We start from the raw sequence: 14,229 nt of genomic DNA, 5'->3' as shown, positions 1-14,229 counted from the left end.
GTGTAGTAGGTATGCAAATCATTCTCCGCCTGCTCGTCGCCGCCGGACTGGCCGTCGACGCCATCGTCCACTGGCGGTTCGCCCCCGACATGAAGTCGGTCGGGAGCGACGGCATCGACGGCCAGCTGCTCTTCCAGGCCCAGGCCATCGCCGCCGCGGTGGCGGGCGTCCTCGTGCTCGTCATCGCCAACCGGGTGACCTACGCGATCGCCTTCCTGGTGGCGGCCAGCGCGGTCGGCGCCCTCGTCCTCTACTACTACGTGGACGTGGGCGACCTGGGCCCGATCCCGAACATGCACGAGCCGGTCTGGTACGGGGAGAAGACCCTCAGCGCCCTGGGTGAGGGGATCGCCTCGGTGGCCGCGCTGATCGGCTTCTTCACCGTGAAGAGGGGATCCAGGCGCGGGGACTCGGCCGGCTCCGCGCACTCGGCCTCCGTCTGAGCGCGGAGTCCTTCTCCCGGGCGTTCCCGAGCGCGGGGTCTCCGTCCCGGCGTGGTGACGCAAGTCTCACGGGTTGGCCGGGACAGGCCAGCCTTCGGGACGGCCGGTGGTGAGGGCCTTACGGCGGCGTGGCGGCGCTCCTACGATGACGCGCATGTCAGTGCGGCGTTACCTCCCCGCGGCCCTGGCCGCCGTCCTCGCCGCCGCCCTCCTCAGCGCGTGCAGCGGCGACGACGACTCGGACCGGGTCCGGGTGGGCCGGGTGACCCGCGGCGACGTGACCGAGGTCGTGGAGGCCCCGGGGACGGTCGCGGCGCGGGCCGCCGCCACGTCGCGCGCGCCCGCGGAGGGCACGATCTCCCGCCTGTACGTGGGGGACGGCGACCAGGTGCGCGAGGGCGAGGTGCTGGCCAAGATCAGCTCACCGGTGGCCAGGGAACAGCTGGCCCAGGCGCGTGAGGCGGACGCGTCCCTGGCCGCCGGCGGCGGGGTCGACATGCCCGCCGCCCTCGACATGTCGACGTTCCAGCGCCGTACCGACCGGAACGCGCGGCAGGGCTTCACCGCCGCCCGCCGGGTCGCGATGAGGATCCCCGACCTGAAGCAGCGCGCCCTCGTGCTCGCGGGCATCACCAGGGCCGAGGGCGAGTACCGGATGGCCGCCGCGGCGGCCCGTGACGCCGTCTCCCGGCTCAACGCCGGTCTCGGCAGCGTCGGCGACGCGTTCTCGTCCATCACCGAGGCGCAGCGTGTGCAGACGAGAGCGGCGGTACGGGCCGCCGAGCGCACAGTCGCCGGTCTCACGATCAAGGCCCCGTTCGACGGTGTCGCCGGTCTCGGCGGACCGGCCGGCGGCAGCGGCGGCCTGGGCGACCTGGCGAGCCGGCTGCCCCAGCTCGCGGGCCAGGGCGGCGCCGCGGGCGCGGGCGGCGGCGGTGCGGCGTCCGGCCTGGCCGCGCTGGGCGGCCTGGGAGGCGGCGGTGCCAAGGACGCGTCCTCGATCGCCACCGGCGCGCCCGTCTCCGGCGGCGACGCGGTGGTCACCGTCACCGACGTGTCGCGGCTCTCCCTCTCGGCCGACGTCGACGAGACCGACGTCCTTCAGGTCAAGGAGGGCGTGGACGCCGACGTGGAGTTCGACGCCGTGCCGGGTGGCGCCTACTCCGCGGAGGTCACCGGCGTCGGGGTGACGCCCAAGGAGTCGACCGGCGGCGGGGTCACCTACAAGGTCACCCTCGTGCTCAAGGAGGGCACGCTCTCGGGCGGCGGCCGCGCGCCCATGCCCAAGCCGGGCATGAGCGCGGTCGTCAAGCTCCGGGTGCGCGAGGTCACCGGCGTGCTGTCGGTCCCGTCCGCCGCGATCGTGAGCAGCGGGCGCGACTCGGTGGTGTGGGCCGTCGTCGGCGGCAAGGCCGAGCGGCGCGTGGTGCGCCTCGGCGCGCAGGGCGACACCTCGGTCGAGGTCACCCGCGGCCTGAAGGAGGGCGAGCAGATCGTCGTCCGTGGCGCCGACTCGGTCGAGCAGGGCCAGGAGCTGTCCACGTGACGTCCCCCGCCCCCGCGGACACCCCGCCCGGCCCCGGCCGCCCCGCGGCGGCGCTCGAAGCGGTCGACGTCGTCCGCACGTACCGGATGGAGGGCGTCGAGGTGCCCGCGCTGCGCGGGGTCACCGTCCGCATCGACCCGGGGGAGTTCGTCGCCGTCCTGGGGCCGTCCGGCTCGGGTAAGTCGACGCTCATGCACCTGCTCGGCTGCCTCGACAGGCCGACCGGCGGGCTGCTGCGCATCGGCGGCCGGGACGTCGCCAAGCTGTCCGAGACCGAGCTCGCCGACCTGCGCAACACCCACATCGGCTTCGTGTTCCAGTCGTTCCACCTGCTGGCCAGGACGAGCGCGCGGGAGAACGTGGCGCTGCCGCTCGTCTACCGCGGGGTCTCGCGCGGCGAGCGGCGGCGCCGCGCGACCGACGCGCTCACCACGGTGGGCCTGGAGCACCGGCTCGAACACCGGCCGGGGCAGCTGTCGGGCGGCGAGCAGCAGCGGGTGGCGATCGCGCGGGCGCTGGTCGGCGACCCCGGCGTGGTCCTGGCCGACGAGCCCACCGGCAACCTCGACACCCGTACCGGCCACGAGGTGATGAACCTGCTGGAACGGCTCAACGCCGAGCAGGGCGTGGCCGTCGTGCTCGTCACCCACGAGCCGGACGTGGCCGGGCGGGCCCGCCGCCAGATCCACATCCGCGACGGCCTGATCGAGCGCGACGTCTCATGAGGCTCGGCGAGTCGTTCCGGGTGGCGCTGGAGGCGCTGCGGGTCAACCGGCTGCGCAGCGCGCTGACGATGTTCGGCGTGGTGGTCGGGGTGGCCGCCGTGGTCGTGCTGGTCGCGATCGGGAGCGGGGCCCGCAACCTCGTCGAGAGCGAGATCGAGGGCCTCGGGTCCAACATCATCTTCGTGGCGCCGGGGGAGTTCACGTTCGGCACCCCGCCCACGATCAGCCGGCTCCAGCTGGAGGACGTCGACTACCTGGGCCGGGTGACCGGTGACGAGGGCCAGATCGCGGTCGCGCTCAACTCCGGCGAGACCGTGCGGGCCGGGCGGAACCAGACGTTCTCCAGCGTCGTCGGCGCCAACGAGAACGTGCAGAACGTCTTCGACCGGCCGCTGCGCCGCGGCCGGTACCTCAGCCACACCGACGTCGAGACCCGCCGCAGGGTCGTGGTGCTCGGCTCGGACATCGCCCGGCGGCTCTTCGGCGACGTCGACCCGGTCGGCCGCCAGATCTCGATCGCGACCGGCACCCGCTTCCGCGTCGTCGGGGTCTTCGAGGAGCAGGGCCAGACGTTCGGCCAGACCCGCGACGCGGAGGTGCACGTGCCGGTCACCACCGCGCAGCGGCTGTTCGGCGTCGACCGCGTCGACTTCCTCGCGATCAGGGCGTCGAGCAGCGAGGACATCCCGCGGCTCCAGAAGGAGGTCGTGGACGCGCTGCAGCGCAAGTACCCGGGCGAACGTTTCTCGGCGATCACGCAGACGCAGCTGCTCGGCACGATCGGGACCGTGCTCGGCGCCCTGACCGGCGTGCTGGCGGCGATCGCCGCGATCTCGCTGCTGGTGGGCGGGGTCGGCGTCTCCAACATCATGCTGGTGAGCGTGCGCGAGCGGACCCGGGAGATCGGCCTGCGCAAGGCGCTCGGCGCCAAGCAGCGCGACATCCTCGCGCAGTTCCTGGTGGAGGCGGTGCTGCTGACCACGCTCGGCGGCACGGCCGGCATCCTGCTGGGAGTCGGCCTCTCCGTCACGATCTCGGCGTTGTCGCCGGTGCCCGCCGCCGTCACGTGGTGGTCGCCGGTGCTGGCGTTCGTGGTGTCGGCCGGGGTCGGGATCTTCTTCGGCGTCGTGCCGGCGCGGCGCGCGGGCCGGCTGGATCCGGTCGTCGCCCTGCGCACCGAGTGACCGCCGCGCCGCCGGCCGTCAGATGTGCTCCATGATGATCATCGCGCGGGTGTCGGGTTCGAGCGCCTCGAAGAGGTGCGCCTCGTCGCCGGGATAGCTGCAGTAGTCGCCGGGGCCGAGCTCGACCGGCTCGTCCGGCGGGCCGACCAGCGCCCGGCCGGCGCCGATGATCACGTGCTCGGCGGTGCCGGGCATGTGCGGCTCGGACAGCTTGGGCTCGCCGGGCTGCGCGTCGATCCGGTAGATGTCGCGGCGGGCGTTCGGCGGGCAGGACGAGAGCACCGTCGCCGCGTAGTTGGCCTGCTCGGAGTGGGTGACCGGGCCCTCGCCCGAACGGATCACCTGCACGTTGCGGCGCGGCGGGTCGACCAGCCGGCTGAACGGGACGCCGAGCGCGACGCCGAGGGCCCACAACGTCTCCACGCTGGGATTGCCGGCCCCGGACTCCAGCTGGGACATCGTGGACTTGGCGATGCCCGCCCGCCGGGCCAGCTCGGTCTGGGACATCCTGGCCCGCTCGCGTTCGCGGCGGATCGAGGCCGCGATCTGGTTGAGCGGCGGGCCGCCCTGCTCCTGCACGTGTTCGCTCCAGACGTCCATTGGTTCGATTTGACGAACTCCGATGCTCCTGTTCATCCTAATGGACATGCGTTCACTGTGGCGAACACTGGATCGCCGGACCCTCCGGGACGTCGGCCTGGTCTGCCTGGCCGACGCCCTCGTCGGCGCCTCGTTCGGCGCCATCGCCGTGTCCGGCGGGCTCGACGCCTGGGTGCCGATCGTCATGTCGCTGCTGGTCTTCGCGGGCGGCGCGCAGTTCGCCGCCGTCGGGGTGGTGCTGGCGGGCGGCAGCCCGGTCGCGGCCGTCGTGTCCGGGCTGGTGCTCAACGCGCGCCTGCTCCCGTACGGGTTCGCGGTCGCCGACGTGCTCGGCGGCCGCGGGAGGCTGGTCGGCGCGCACCTGATCATGGACGAGGGCGTCGCGTTCACCCTCCGGCAGGACGACCCGCGCGGGCGCCGGGCGGTGTTCTGGATCTGCGGCGTCGCGCTGTTCGCCGTCTGGAACGTCTCGGTCGTGCTGGGCGCCCTCGCCGGGCAGGCCATCGGCGACACCGACACGTTCGGGCTGGACGCGGCGTTCCCGGCCGTGATCCTCGCGCTGGTCCTGCCAGCCCTCCGCGACCGGGGCACCCGCGACGCGGCCCTGCTCGGCGCCGCCGTCGCGCTCGCCGCCACCCCCTTCCTGCCCGCGGGGGTGCCCCTGCTGCTCGCGCTGACCGGGCTGCTCCTCCACGTCCCCCAGCTGAGAGATCGGGAGGTGGCACGCTGATGCCGCTGCTCGCCATCCTGGTCCTGGCGGCCGGGACCTACGCGTTCAGGCTGGCCGGGCCGGTCTTCCGAAACCGTCTCCGCCTCCCCGAACGCCTGGAACTGCTGCTGCCGGTCGCCGCGACCATCCTGCTCATCACGCTCGTGGTCACCTCCACGCTGACCGAGGGGCACGGCTTCGCCGGCTGGGCCCGTCCCCTGGGCGTGCTGGTCGCGGGCGTGCTCGCGGTGCGCCGGGCGCCCTTCCCGGTGATCGTCATCGCCGCGGCGGCGACCACCGCGGTACTCCGTCTCTGCGGCGTGGAGTGATCTCGCCCGCGACATGCCTTGATTGCGCCAGAATGCCGGACGTGTTCGATCAGCTGGACGAGGTCGACTGGGCCTCCATGAACCACGCGTACGGGCCCGCGACCGACGTGCCCGCCCTGCTGCGCGGGCTGGCCTCGGCCGACCCGGCACAGCGGGAGATCGCCCTCGACGGCATGTACGGCGCCGTGCACCACCAGGGCGACGTCTACAACTCCACGCTCGCCGCCATCCCGTTCCTCCTGGAACTGGTCGCCGACCCCGGCGTGCCCGAACGCGGCGCGATCCTCTCGCTGCTCGCCAGCATCGGCGGCGTCGACGCCGATTTCGACGATGACGATGACGATGACGATGACGAGTTCGAGGACGAGTACGGCGACGGCGACGGCGACGGCGGCGACGACGGCGACAGCGGCGACGACGAGGACGACGACTGGAGCCGCAACTACCGCATGGCCCGCGAGGCCGTGACGCTGGCGATGCCGCTCTTCCTGAAGTCGCTCGCCGACCCGGACGCGCAGGTCCGCAACGGCGCGGTCCGTGCGCTGATGGCCTGCCGGAGCCAGGCGGCCGAGATCGTCCCCGACCTCCGGCATCACCTCGCCGTGGAGAGCGAGCCGGCGAACCGGCTGGCCCTCGTGCACGCCGTGGGCGCCCTCGGGCAGGGGGAGGCGGTGGCCTGGCTGGCGTCCCTCGCCACCGGGCACGACGACCCCGCGACCCGGCTGGCCGCCCTCATCGAGGCCGCACGGGTCGATCCGGCGTCGTTGCCGCCCGGCATCGTGCCCGTCGCGCTCGGGCTCATGGACGAGGTCCTGGGCGCCGCCGGGCCGCCCGAGCCGCGCGAGGAACGCCCGTCCACGCCCACGCTGGTCGGCGCGCTGCGCGAGGCCCGCGAGGCCGCCGACGAGGGGCGCGGCGCCCCGGAGCTGTCCGACCTCGTGCGCGGCCTCGACCGGGCCCTGGGCGACCGGGTGGACGAGCGCATCGAGCTCCTGTCCGCGCTGCTCCGGTCGCCCGACTGGGGGCGGCGGGAGATCGCCGTCCTGGTCTGCAACGGGCTGATCAGGGGCTACCGCGCGCCGTACGACGAGCTGATCACGCTGGTCGGCCGGCAGCTCGCCGACCCCGAGCCGCGCCTGGTGGCGTCCGCCGCGTCCCTGATCAAGGACCTGTTCGGGCTGGCGGCGCCGGTGGCCGGCGACCTCGCCGCCTACCTGGCCGACGCGCCCCGGGAACGGGAGGACCCGGGGCGCGGGAGGCGTCCGGGGTGGATCACCCCCTTCAGCCATGGTCTCCCGACCCTCGGTGACCCGCTCATGGCCCTGGCCCGGCTGGGCGACGCGCGGGCGCTCCCGATGTTGCGCTGGGCGCTGGAACGGCCGGAGCCGCCGGGCGACATCGGCTGGGCGCTCACCGCCATGGGCGAGCAGGCCGCCGGGCTCATCCCGCTCATGGCCAGGCGGCTGGGCGACATGTCCCGGCCGGACGGCTTCGACTCGCGCCGCATCGGCCTCGTCGCGGCGCTACGGGACCTCGGGCCGCTCGCCGCTCCCGCCGTTCCGGATCTGATCGGTCTCCTGCGCGAGGACCCGCGGTCGGGCGAGGCGATCCAGGCCCTCGGCCGGATCGGGCCCGCCGCCCGGCCCGCGCTCCCGCTGGTGCGCGACCTGCTGCGGGACGAGCGCGTGGGCACGGCCGCGGCCCGGTGCCTGTGGGAGATCGACGGCGACGTGGACACCGCGCTGCCCGTCCTCAGGGCCTGCCTCGCCACGGACGGCCGTGAACGCGAGGCCGCCGCCGCGCTGGGCGCCATGGGGGAGGCGGCCGCCGCGGCGGCCGACGACCTGCGGCCGCTGATCGCCGAGGGGCCGCTCTGGGTCCGGCTGGACGCCGCCGTCGCGTTGTGGCGGATCACCGGCGACGCCGAGGCCGCGCTGCCCGTCCTGCTCGACCTCTGGGAGCCCAATCCCTACGTCCGGTCCGACATCGCCGTCGCGTTCGGCGAGATGGGCCCGGCCGCCGGCGCCGCCCTGCCTCTGCTGCGCCGCGAACTGGAGTCGGCGCGCCGCCACAACCACGACGGCTACAGCAGCCACTCGATCCACGGCGACGAGCTGCTGCTGGCCCGGTGCGCCGCCGCCCTGTCCCAGATCGAGCCCTGAACTGGCAGAAGCACCTCCGCGGACCGCGGCCTGGCGCGCCGGGCGGACGGCGGAGGTGCTTCAAGCTCGATCAGATGGGTGCGGGGGGCGAGGCGGCGGCCGCGTGTCAGGCGACCGCCTCGGATTCCGCGGACGACGCGGCGGCGATGGAGTCCCGGACGAACCGGGCCGTCTCGCGCATCGCGGCGCTCGCCTCGGGCAGCACCCTGTTGAGGATCTGGAAGACGTGCATCTGGCCCTTCCAGACCTGGAGCTCGCAGCTCACCCCGGCCCTGCCGAGCGCCTCGGCGAACGCCTCGGCCTCGGGCCGCAGCACCTCGGAGCCGCCCACCTGGATGAGGAACGGCGAGACCTCGCCCCAGGCGCAGGTGAGCAGGGCCAGCCGCGGGTCGTCGAATCCGGCTGGCCCCACTACGAGGCGGGCGACCCTGCGGGCCGCGTGGGCGCTGATGTACGGGTCGCGGACACGGCCCTGCTCGGCCGTGGACAGCTCGCAGGTCAGGTCGACCCACGGGGAGTAGAGCACGGTGCCGGCGGGGCGGGGGAGACCGGTGCGGCAGATCTCCCCCGTCAGGGAGGCGGCGAGGTGCCCGCCGGCGGAGTCGCCCGCGATGATGATGCCGCTCGCCGGGACGCCGCGCGCGAGCAGCCAGCGGTAGGCGGCGACCGCGTCCTCCAGCGGCGCCGGGAACGGGTGCTCGGGCGCCATCCGGTAGCGCGGCACCAGCACGGGCAGCCCGGTCTCCAGGGTCAGCCGCGAGGTGATCTCCCGGTGCGTGCGCGGGGAGCACACGACGTAGGCGCCGCCGTGGAGATAGAGGATCGCGCCGTCGGCCCGGCGTTCGCCGCGGCGCGAGGTGACCCACTCGCCGACGACGGGACGTTCCTCGCCGCCCGTCTCGACCCGCGGGTCGAGCAGCGGCTTGATCCGTACCTGCCGGGAGGGGCGCATCAGCAGCGCCGCCGCGTCCACGGTGGACCGGGCGGTGCGCAGGCTGCGCGCGTGGCTCGGCGCGTAGTGGATGAACGGGCGGAGGCCGAGCCGCAGCGCCTCGGAGATCGCGCGGCTGCGCACCGTGGGACGGCGGTCGAACGGCTGGGTGCGGGGGGAGACTGCTTGCTGCGTCGCCGCGTGGCGGGGGGCGGTGACTCCCGGCAGAGGCGTGACCTCTGCCGGCAGATCGGACGCGGTGATCGGATCCATCTGCACACCCTTGGCTCTGTTTCAGGCGTGTTAATGAGATGCCCGCTTTTGGCCGATAGTTCACCTGGCAACTTTGTGTCGCTCTCAGGATCGCGCCCGGCGATGTCCTCCATGTGACCCACGCCACGCGTAAGCGGATGTGGACATAGCGATACCGTGAGGTCATGAGCAGCGCCGACTCACCCCCCGCCCCCCGGAACTGCGGGCTCACGGTCTTCTGGGACGACCGGCTCACCTCCTACGACTTCGGGCCCGGTCATCCGATGGACCCGGTCCGGGTCGAGCTGACGATGGCGCTGGCGCGCGAGTACGGGCTCCTGGACGCGTCCAACGTGAAGGTCGAGGAGTTCACCCCGGCCGGCGACGACCTGCTCGGCCTGGTGCACGAGCCCGCCTACATCGCCGCCGTGCGGCACGCGGGCGCGACCGGCCTGCCGGAGTTCAGATACGGCATCGGCACCGCCGACAACCCGGTCTTCCTCGGCATGCACGAGGCGTCCGCGCTGGTCACGGGCGCTTCGGTGGCCGGCGCGCGCACGGTGTGGGAGGGGGAGCCCCGGCACGCCGCGAACGTGTCCGGCGGCCTGCACCACGCCCTGCGCGGCGCGGCGAGCGGGTTCTGCGTCTACAACGACGTGGCGATCGCCATCGCCTGGCTGCTCGACAACGGCGCCGAACGGGTCGCCTACGTCGACGTCGACGTCCACCACGGCGACGGCGTCCAGGCCGCCTTCTACGACGACCCCCGGGTCATGACGATCAGCCTGCACGAGACGCCGCGCACGCTCTTTCCCAACACCACCGGCTTCCCCAACGAGATCGGCGGCCCGGACGCCCGCGGCACGGCGGTCAACGTGGCCCTGCCGCCCGGCACCACCGACGCCGCCTGGCTGCGCGCGTTCGACGCGGTGGTGCCGCCGCTGCTGCGCGAGTTCCGGCCCCAGGTCCTGGTCACCCAGCACGGCTGCGACAGCCACGCGCTCGACCCGCTCGCCCACCTGTCGCTCAGCGTCGACGGGCAGCGCACCGCCTACGCGGCGCTGCACCGGCTGGCCCACGAGGTGGCCGACGGGCGCTGGCTGGTCACCGGCGGCGGCGGATACGAGCTGGTGCAGGTCGTGCCCCGGGCGTGGACGCACCTGCTGGCGGAGGCCGCGGGCCTGCCCATCGCACCCGAGACGGCCACGCCGGAGCCCTGGCGGGACTTCGTGCGCAAGCGGACCGAAGAGATCGCGCCCCGGCGCATGACGGACGGGACGAGCACGGTGGAGGTGCACATGTGGGGGGAAGGCTACGACCCGGCGAACCCGGTCGACCAGGCGGTGCTGGCGACCCGGCGAGCGGTGTTCCCGGAGCACGGCCTCGACCCGATGATGGACATCTGATGGGGCGAGTGCCCACGCGCGACGAACTGCGCGCCCACCTCGTCCGTACGATGATCGCCGGTGACGTGGCCACGCCGCGGCAGAACAACCTGCTGCACTTCCGGCGGATGGCCGCGCGCAACCCCTACTACCTCTTCGGCCTCGACCTGAAGCCCACCTGGACCGAACGCGAGATCCTGCGGGTGATGGTGGAGCGCTGCGGGGTCGACTCCGACCCGCTGCACCTGTACGGGGACGACACCATCGACCCCGAGTTGACCATCGACGCGCTGGAGGCGATGGGCGACCGCATCGGGCTCGCCGCGCGGCGCCGCGAGCAGGTCGTGCTGGCCACCGGCCACCCGGCCACGTTGTCGCCGGTCTACCAGGCGGTCGCGGCGGCGCTGGCCGAGCGGGGCTGCCGCGTGCTGACGCCGGCCGCGGGCTGGACGTACGACATCGACACCTCCTACGGGGTCGAGGAGCGGCGCATCGTCTACGCACCCGAGGGGGTGGCGATGCTGGAGGGGGACGACGGGCGCACGCACCACACCCACGACTCCGCTCCCATGGAGACGATGCTCGCCGAACTGACGTCCGGCTCTACGCCGGCGGACGGATCCGCGGAACGGGAACGCATCAGTTGGCCGGATCTGGCCATCGCCGATCATGGCTGGGCGGGCGCCGCCGGGCAGGCGGGCATCGACACCGTCGGATTCGCGGACTGTAACGATCCAGCGCTGTTCGTCGGTGCCGAGGAAGGCAAGATCGACGTCGTCGTGCCGCTGGACGACGGCGTATCACCGCACCACTACGCCCCGATGACCGCCTATCTGCTCGATCGGGCGGGCCTCACCTGAGCGGCAGAGTGCCATTGCGCTGTGGCAAGAGTGGCGTGTGAGCGTCACTGGTTGTGACGTGACTGCCGTACCGGGGCTGATGATTCGTTCCATGGTCGACCGGAACGCCTGAGTCGCAGGTCATCGGGTGTTTTGGGAGGACACCCGTGGGGCCGTGTGACGACGGGTGCCGTTATGTCCACAGTGCGTTCGGAAGCAGAGTGTGGCCGTTCCGGCAGGCTCGGGTACGGAATTGGGTGGAACTCCCCTCTTGCGACTGTCGATACACGATTTACGCTGGGGGAAGAACACGTGCGTGATCAAAGTCACCCAAAGGGCCGGTGCGCGGCACGTGTGGAAGAGGGCGTCCGATGAGCTCAGGCGAGCGACCTCTGAGTGAGGTCAGGTTCCTGACTGTGGCCGAAGTGGCGGCGGTGATGCGGGTGTCCAAGATGACCGTCTACCGCCTCGTCCACTCAGGCGAGCTGCCCGCGATCCGTGTGGGACGTTCGTTCCGGGTTCCCGAGCAGGCCGTTCACGACTATCTGCGCGACGCGTTCATCGAAGCCGGATGAACGCGGTGATACACCGCCGATGAGGGGTATGGCGGGGTCATGCTCCACGACCCCGCGACACTCTTCTCATCCGGCCGTGCAGGGGGCATTTGCACGGACTCTGCTGGCAGTCCACGGGGAGAGGTAGAAGGGCAGGGACACCAACCGATCGGCGGCGCGTTCGAGGCCGCCGAGTCCGGCGCCCGGGGAGTCGGGGGCATCTACGGTGCTCGCGGTGACCCGGGCTTCGGTATTTCCGGCGTCACGACCGGTGATCCCGGCGAGGTGGCGACCGGCGGCCAGAGCGTGACCGCGGCAGCGGTACCCTTGGGCAGCGGACCGTGCGCGCTCGCCGAGACACAAGCTCGCCGAGGGGCCGGTCCCTACTCCTGTACCACCACTCCAGATACGCCGAGCGAGGTCTCGTGGGCTCTGTCATCAAGAAGCGCCGCAAGCGGATGGCGAAGAAGAAGCACCGCAAGCTGCTGAAGAAGACGCGTATTCAGCGTCGTAACAAGAAGTAAACAAGCAGGCTACTCAGCCGTAAGGGGTGGGGCGCACAGTGTCCTCTATGCCCTCCGCCGCGGCTCGCGTCGTACTGGTGACGGGCGTTTCCCGTTTCCTGGGGGCGCGGGTCGCGAACACCCTCCAGGCCGATCCGGGCATCGAACGGGTCATCGGCGTGGACACGGTCCCCCCTACGACGCCGCTCGGACGAACGGAGTTCGTGCGCGTCGACATTCGCACGCCGAGCATCGCCAAGGTCATCTCCTCGGCCGAGGTCGACACGGTGGTCCACCTGAATCTGGTGACCGCCCAGGTCGGTCCGCGGTCGAAGATGAAAGAGCTCAACGTCATCGGCACCATGCAGCTGCTGGCCGCGTGCCAGCGCTCGCCGGACATGCGCAAGCTCGTCGTGCGTTCCTCGGCCGCGGTCTACGGCTCCTCGCCGATGGACCCGGCGGTGTTCGGCGAACGCGACGAGCCCGTCGAGGCGCCGACGTCCGGCTACGCCAAGGACGCCGTCGAGGTCGAGGGCTACGTGCGGGGGCTGACACGGCGCAGGTCGGACCTCACGGTCTCGGTGCTGCGCTTCGCCAACTTCCTCGGGCCGGGGGTCGACTCCCCGCTGACCCGCTATCTCCGCATGCCCGTCGTCCCGACGGTGCTGGGCTTCGACCCGCGCCTGCAGTTCGTGCACGAGGACGACGGTGTCGAGGTCCTGCGCCGGATGACGGTCGAGGACCATCCGGGCACCTTCAACGTCGCCGGCGACGGCGTCATGCTGCTCTCCCAGGCGCTGCGCCGGGCGGGCCGCCCGTACGTGCCCATGCCGGCGCCCTCGGTCTCGGTGCTCGGCGACGTCGGCCGCCGCTTCGGCGGGTTGTCCGGTTTCTCGCCGGAGCTGCTGCGCTGGCTGATGTACGGACGGGTGATCGACACCGGCCGGCTCGAGAGCGAGCTCTCCTGGCGTCCCAAGTACGGCTCGGAGGCCGCGTTCGCCGACTTCGTCTCGGCGCTGGGCCTGGCGCGCACCGCACCGCTGGACCTGCTGGACCGCCTCGCCGCGGTCCTCGGCCGCGGCTGACGTGATCATTCGACGGAGGTCCCCATGAACGCGCACCACGAGGACGAGCGGTTCGGCGGCGGCGCGGGCACCGACGACGGGGGCGCCCAGGTGATCCCGCTCAACGCCGCCCGGCACGACGGTGAGGAGCCGCGGCGCAACCCGGTCGAGCGCACGCTCGCCTCGGGGCTGGCGTTCCTGCGGCGCCGGCTGGCGGGGGAGTACGACGTCGACGAGTTCGGCTTCGACCCCGACTTCAACAGGTCGGTCGTGCTGCCGGTCGCCCGCGCCCTCTACGAGCGCTGGTTCCGGGTGGAGCTGTTCGGGCTCGACAACATCCCGGAGAAGGACGGCGCCCTGATCGTCGCCAACCACTCCGGCACGCTGCCCATCGACGGGATCATGTTGTCGGTGGCCGTGCACGACCACGTCCAGCGCGACCTGCGGCTGCTCGGCGCCGACCTGGTCTACCAGGTGCCGGTGCTGGGCCACCTGTCCCGCAAGGCGGGCCACACGCTCGCCTGCCAGGCCGACGCCGCGCGGCTGCTCGACAAGGGCGAGCTCGTCGGGGTCTTCCCGGAGGGCTTCAAGGGCGTCGGCAAGCCGTTCGGCGACCGCTACAAGCTCCAGCGCTTCGGCCGCGGCGGCTTCGTCGAGACGGCGCTGCGCGCGAACGTGCCGGTGATCCCGGCGGCGATCGTCGGCGCCGAGGAGATTTATCCCAAGCTCGCCGACCTCAAGCCGCTGGCCCGGCTGCTCGGCCTGCCCTACTTCCCGATCACGCCGACGTTCCCGCTGCTGGGCCCGATGGGGCTGCTGCCGCTGCCGTCCAAGTGGATGATCCAGTTCGGCGAGCCGATCCCCATGGACGAGTACGACGCCACGGCGGCCGACGACCCGATGACGGTCTTCAACCTCACCGACCACGTGCGCGAGGCCGTCCAGCAGATGCTCTACGACACCCTGCTGCGCCGCGGGCCGGCGTTCTTCTAGGCCCCGCCGC

At 72.7% G+C, this 14,229-nt stretch carries 15 protein-coding genes; 13 read left to right on the top strand and 2 right to left on the bottom strand.

The features are described 5' to 3' along the window. Positions 1–11 precede the first annotated feature (11 nt). From ABZ810_RS05025 to ABZ810_RS05010, 4 genes are all read left to right on the top strand, one after another. Entirely contained in the window at positions 12–443 is a 432-nt protein-coding gene (locus ABZ810_RS05025; RefSeq protein WP_358399356.1) for a hypothetical protein, read from the top strand. 154 nt (positions 444–597) lie between these two features. Continuing rightward, complete coding sequence (locus ABZ810_RS05020; protein ID WP_358399354.1) at positions 598–1,989, top strand: HlyD family efflux transporter periplasmic adaptor subunit; 1,392 nt, start codon at positions 598–600, stop codon at positions 1,987–1,989. Continuing rightward, on the top strand, positions 1,986–2,714 hold the full coding sequence (locus tag ABZ810_RS05015; protein WP_358399351.1) for an ABC transporter ATP-binding protein: 729 nt from the start codon (positions 1,986–1,988) through the stop codon (positions 2,712–2,714). Before ABZ810_RS05020 ends, ABZ810_RS05015 begins: the two co-directional genes overlap by 4 nt. Continuing rightward, positions 2,711–3,898 carry an ABC transporter permease gene (locus tag ABZ810_RS05010; RefSeq protein WP_358399350.1) on the top strand — a complete coding sequence of 396 codons (1,188 nt, stop codon included), beginning with the start codon at positions 2,711–2,713 and terminating at the stop codon, positions 3,896–3,898. Before ABZ810_RS05015 ends, ABZ810_RS05010 begins: the two co-directional genes overlap by 4 nt. Before the next feature lie 18 nt (positions 3,899–3,916). Here the strand turns inward: ABZ810_RS05010 and ABZ810_RS05005 are convergent, their stop codons facing one another. Next, positions 3,917–4,498: an XRE family transcriptional regulator gene (locus ABZ810_RS05005; RefSeq protein WP_358399349.1), complete on the bottom strand. Its 582-nt coding sequence runs from the start codon at positions 4,496–4,498 to the stop codon at positions 3,917–3,919. A gap of 46 nt (positions 4,499–4,544) precedes the next feature. Here ABZ810_RS05005 and ABZ810_RS05000 point away from each other — a divergent pair, with 46 nt between their 5' ends. From ABZ810_RS05000 to ABZ810_RS04990, 3 genes are read left to right on the top strand one after another with little or no spacing between them, the layout of a single operon-like run. Next, positions 4,545–5,228 carry an AzlC family ABC transporter permease gene (locus tag ABZ810_RS05000; RefSeq protein ID WP_358399348.1) on the top strand — a complete coding sequence of 228 codons (684 nt, stop codon included), beginning with the start codon at positions 4,545–4,547 and terminating at the stop codon, positions 5,226–5,228. Continuing rightward, a complete protein-coding gene (locus ABZ810_RS04995) occupies positions 5,228–5,536 on the top strand; it encodes an AzlD domain-containing protein (RefSeq protein ID WP_358399345.1) in 309 nt (102 codons plus the stop codon). Before ABZ810_RS05000 ends, ABZ810_RS04995 begins: the two co-directional genes overlap by 1 nt. Before the next feature lie 41 nt (positions 5,537–5,577). Then, the gene (locus tag ABZ810_RS04990; protein WP_358399343.1) at positions 5,578–7,698 is read left to right on the top strand and encodes a HEAT repeat domain-containing protein; all 2,121 of its coding nucleotides are present in this window, start codon (positions 5,578–5,580) and stop codon (positions 7,696–7,698) included. A gap of 106 nt (positions 7,699–7,804) precedes the next feature. Here the strand turns inward: ABZ810_RS04990 and ABZ810_RS04985 are convergent, their stop codons facing one another. Beyond that, complete coding sequence (locus ABZ810_RS04985) at positions 7,805–8,902, bottom strand: alpha/beta hydrolase (protein ID WP_358399341.1); 1,098 nt, start codon at positions 8,900–8,902, stop codon at positions 7,805–7,807. Positions 8,903–9,066: 164 nt separating this feature from the next. Between ABZ810_RS04985 and ABZ810_RS04980 the strand changes: the two genes are divergently transcribed. From ABZ810_RS04980 to ABZ810_RS04955, 6 genes are all read left to right on the top strand, one after another. After that, on the top strand, positions 9,067–10,287 hold the full coding sequence (locus ABZ810_RS04980; RefSeq protein WP_358399338.1) for an acetoin utilization protein AcuC: 1,221 nt from the start codon (positions 9,067–9,069) through the stop codon (positions 10,285–10,287). Further along, positions 10,287–11,126 (top strand): phosphatase, encoded by an 840-nt coding sequence (locus tag ABZ810_RS04975; protein WP_358399336.1) that lies wholly within the window; start codon positions 10,287–10,289, stop codon positions 11,124–11,126. Before ABZ810_RS04980 ends, ABZ810_RS04975 begins: the two co-directional genes overlap by 1 nt. A 350-nt stretch (positions 11,127–11,476) precedes the next feature. Further along, entirely contained in the window at positions 11,477–11,680 is a 204-nt protein-coding gene (locus tag ABZ810_RS04970) for a helix-turn-helix domain-containing protein (protein WP_026414196.1), read from the top strand. Between the two features lie 404 nt (positions 11,681–12,084). Next, the gene (locus ABZ810_RS04965; protein WP_018654693.1) at positions 12,085–12,183 is read left to right on the top strand and encodes an AURKAIP1/COX24 domain-containing protein; all 99 of its coding nucleotides are present in this window, start codon (positions 12,085–12,087) and stop codon (positions 12,181–12,183) included. A 47-nt stretch (positions 12,184–12,230) separates the two neighbouring features. Continuing rightward, the gene (locus ABZ810_RS04960; protein WP_358399331.1) at positions 12,231–13,247 is read left to right on the top strand and encodes an NAD-dependent epimerase/dehydratase family protein; all 1,017 of its coding nucleotides are present in this window, start codon (positions 12,231–12,233) and stop codon (positions 13,245–13,247) included. Positions 13,248–13,271: 24 nt separating this feature from the next. Continuing rightward, positions 13,272–14,219, top strand: a complete 948-nt coding sequence (locus ABZ810_RS04955; RefSeq protein WP_358399328.1) for a lysophospholipid acyltransferase family protein — start codon at positions 13,272–13,274, stop codon at positions 14,217–14,219. Positions 14,220–14,229 lie beyond the last annotated feature (10 nt).

Source organism: Spirillospora sp. NPDC047279, assembly GCF_040643285.1.
In the GTDB taxonomy this organism is placed as follows: domain Bacteria; phylum Actinomycetota; class Actinomycetes; order Streptosporangiales; family Streptosporangiaceae; genus Spirillospora.
The sequence above is the reverse complement of the archived record's forward strand: the minus strand, read 5'-3'. Positions and strand labels throughout refer to the sequence as shown.

Coding starts and splice junctions, on each gene's coding strand:
- ABZ810_RS05025 (WP_358399356.1), top strand. CDS start 12: ATGCAAATCATTCTCCGCCTGCTCGTCGCCGCCGGACTGGCCGTCGAC.
- ABZ810_RS05020 (WP_358399354.1), top strand. CDS start 598: ATGTCAGTGCGGCGTTACCTCCCCGCGGCCCTGGCCGCCGTCCTCGCC.
- ABZ810_RS05010 (WP_358399350.1), top strand. CDS start 2,711: ATGAGGCTCGGCGAGTCGTTCCGGGTGGCGCTGGAGGCGCTGCGGGTC.
- ABZ810_RS05005 (WP_358399349.1), bottom strand. CDS start 4,498: ATGGACGTCTGGAGCGAACACGTGCAGGAGCAGGGCGGCCCGCCGCTC.
- ABZ810_RS05000 (WP_358399348.1), top strand. CDS start 4,545: ATGCGTTCACTGTGGCGAACACTGGATCGCCGGACCCTCCGGGACGTC.
- ABZ810_RS04995 (WP_358399345.1), top strand. CDS start 5,228: ATGCCGCTGCTCGCCATCCTGGTCCTGGCGGCCGGGACCTACGCGTTC.
- ABZ810_RS04985 (WP_358399341.1), bottom strand. CDS start 8,902: ATGGATCCGATCACCGCGTCCGATCTGCCGGCAGAGGTCACGCCTCTG.
- ABZ810_RS04980 (WP_358399338.1), top strand. CDS start 9,067: ATGAGCAGCGCCGACTCACCCCCCGCCCCCCGGAACTGCGGGCTCACG.
- ABZ810_RS04975 (WP_358399336.1), top strand. CDS start 10,287: ATGGGGCGAGTGCCCACGCGCGACGAACTGCGCGCCCACCTCGTCCGT.
- ABZ810_RS04970 (WP_026414196.1), top strand. CDS start 11,477: ATGAGCTCAGGCGAGCGACCTCTGAGTGAGGTCAGGTTCCTGACTGTG.
- ABZ810_RS04960 (WP_358399331.1), top strand. CDS start 12,231: ATGCCCTCCGCCGCGGCTCGCGTCGTACTGGTGACGGGCGTTTCCCGT.
- ABZ810_RS04955 (WP_358399328.1), top strand. CDS start 13,272: ATGAACGCGCACCACGAGGACGAGCGGTTCGGCGGCGGCGCGGGCACC.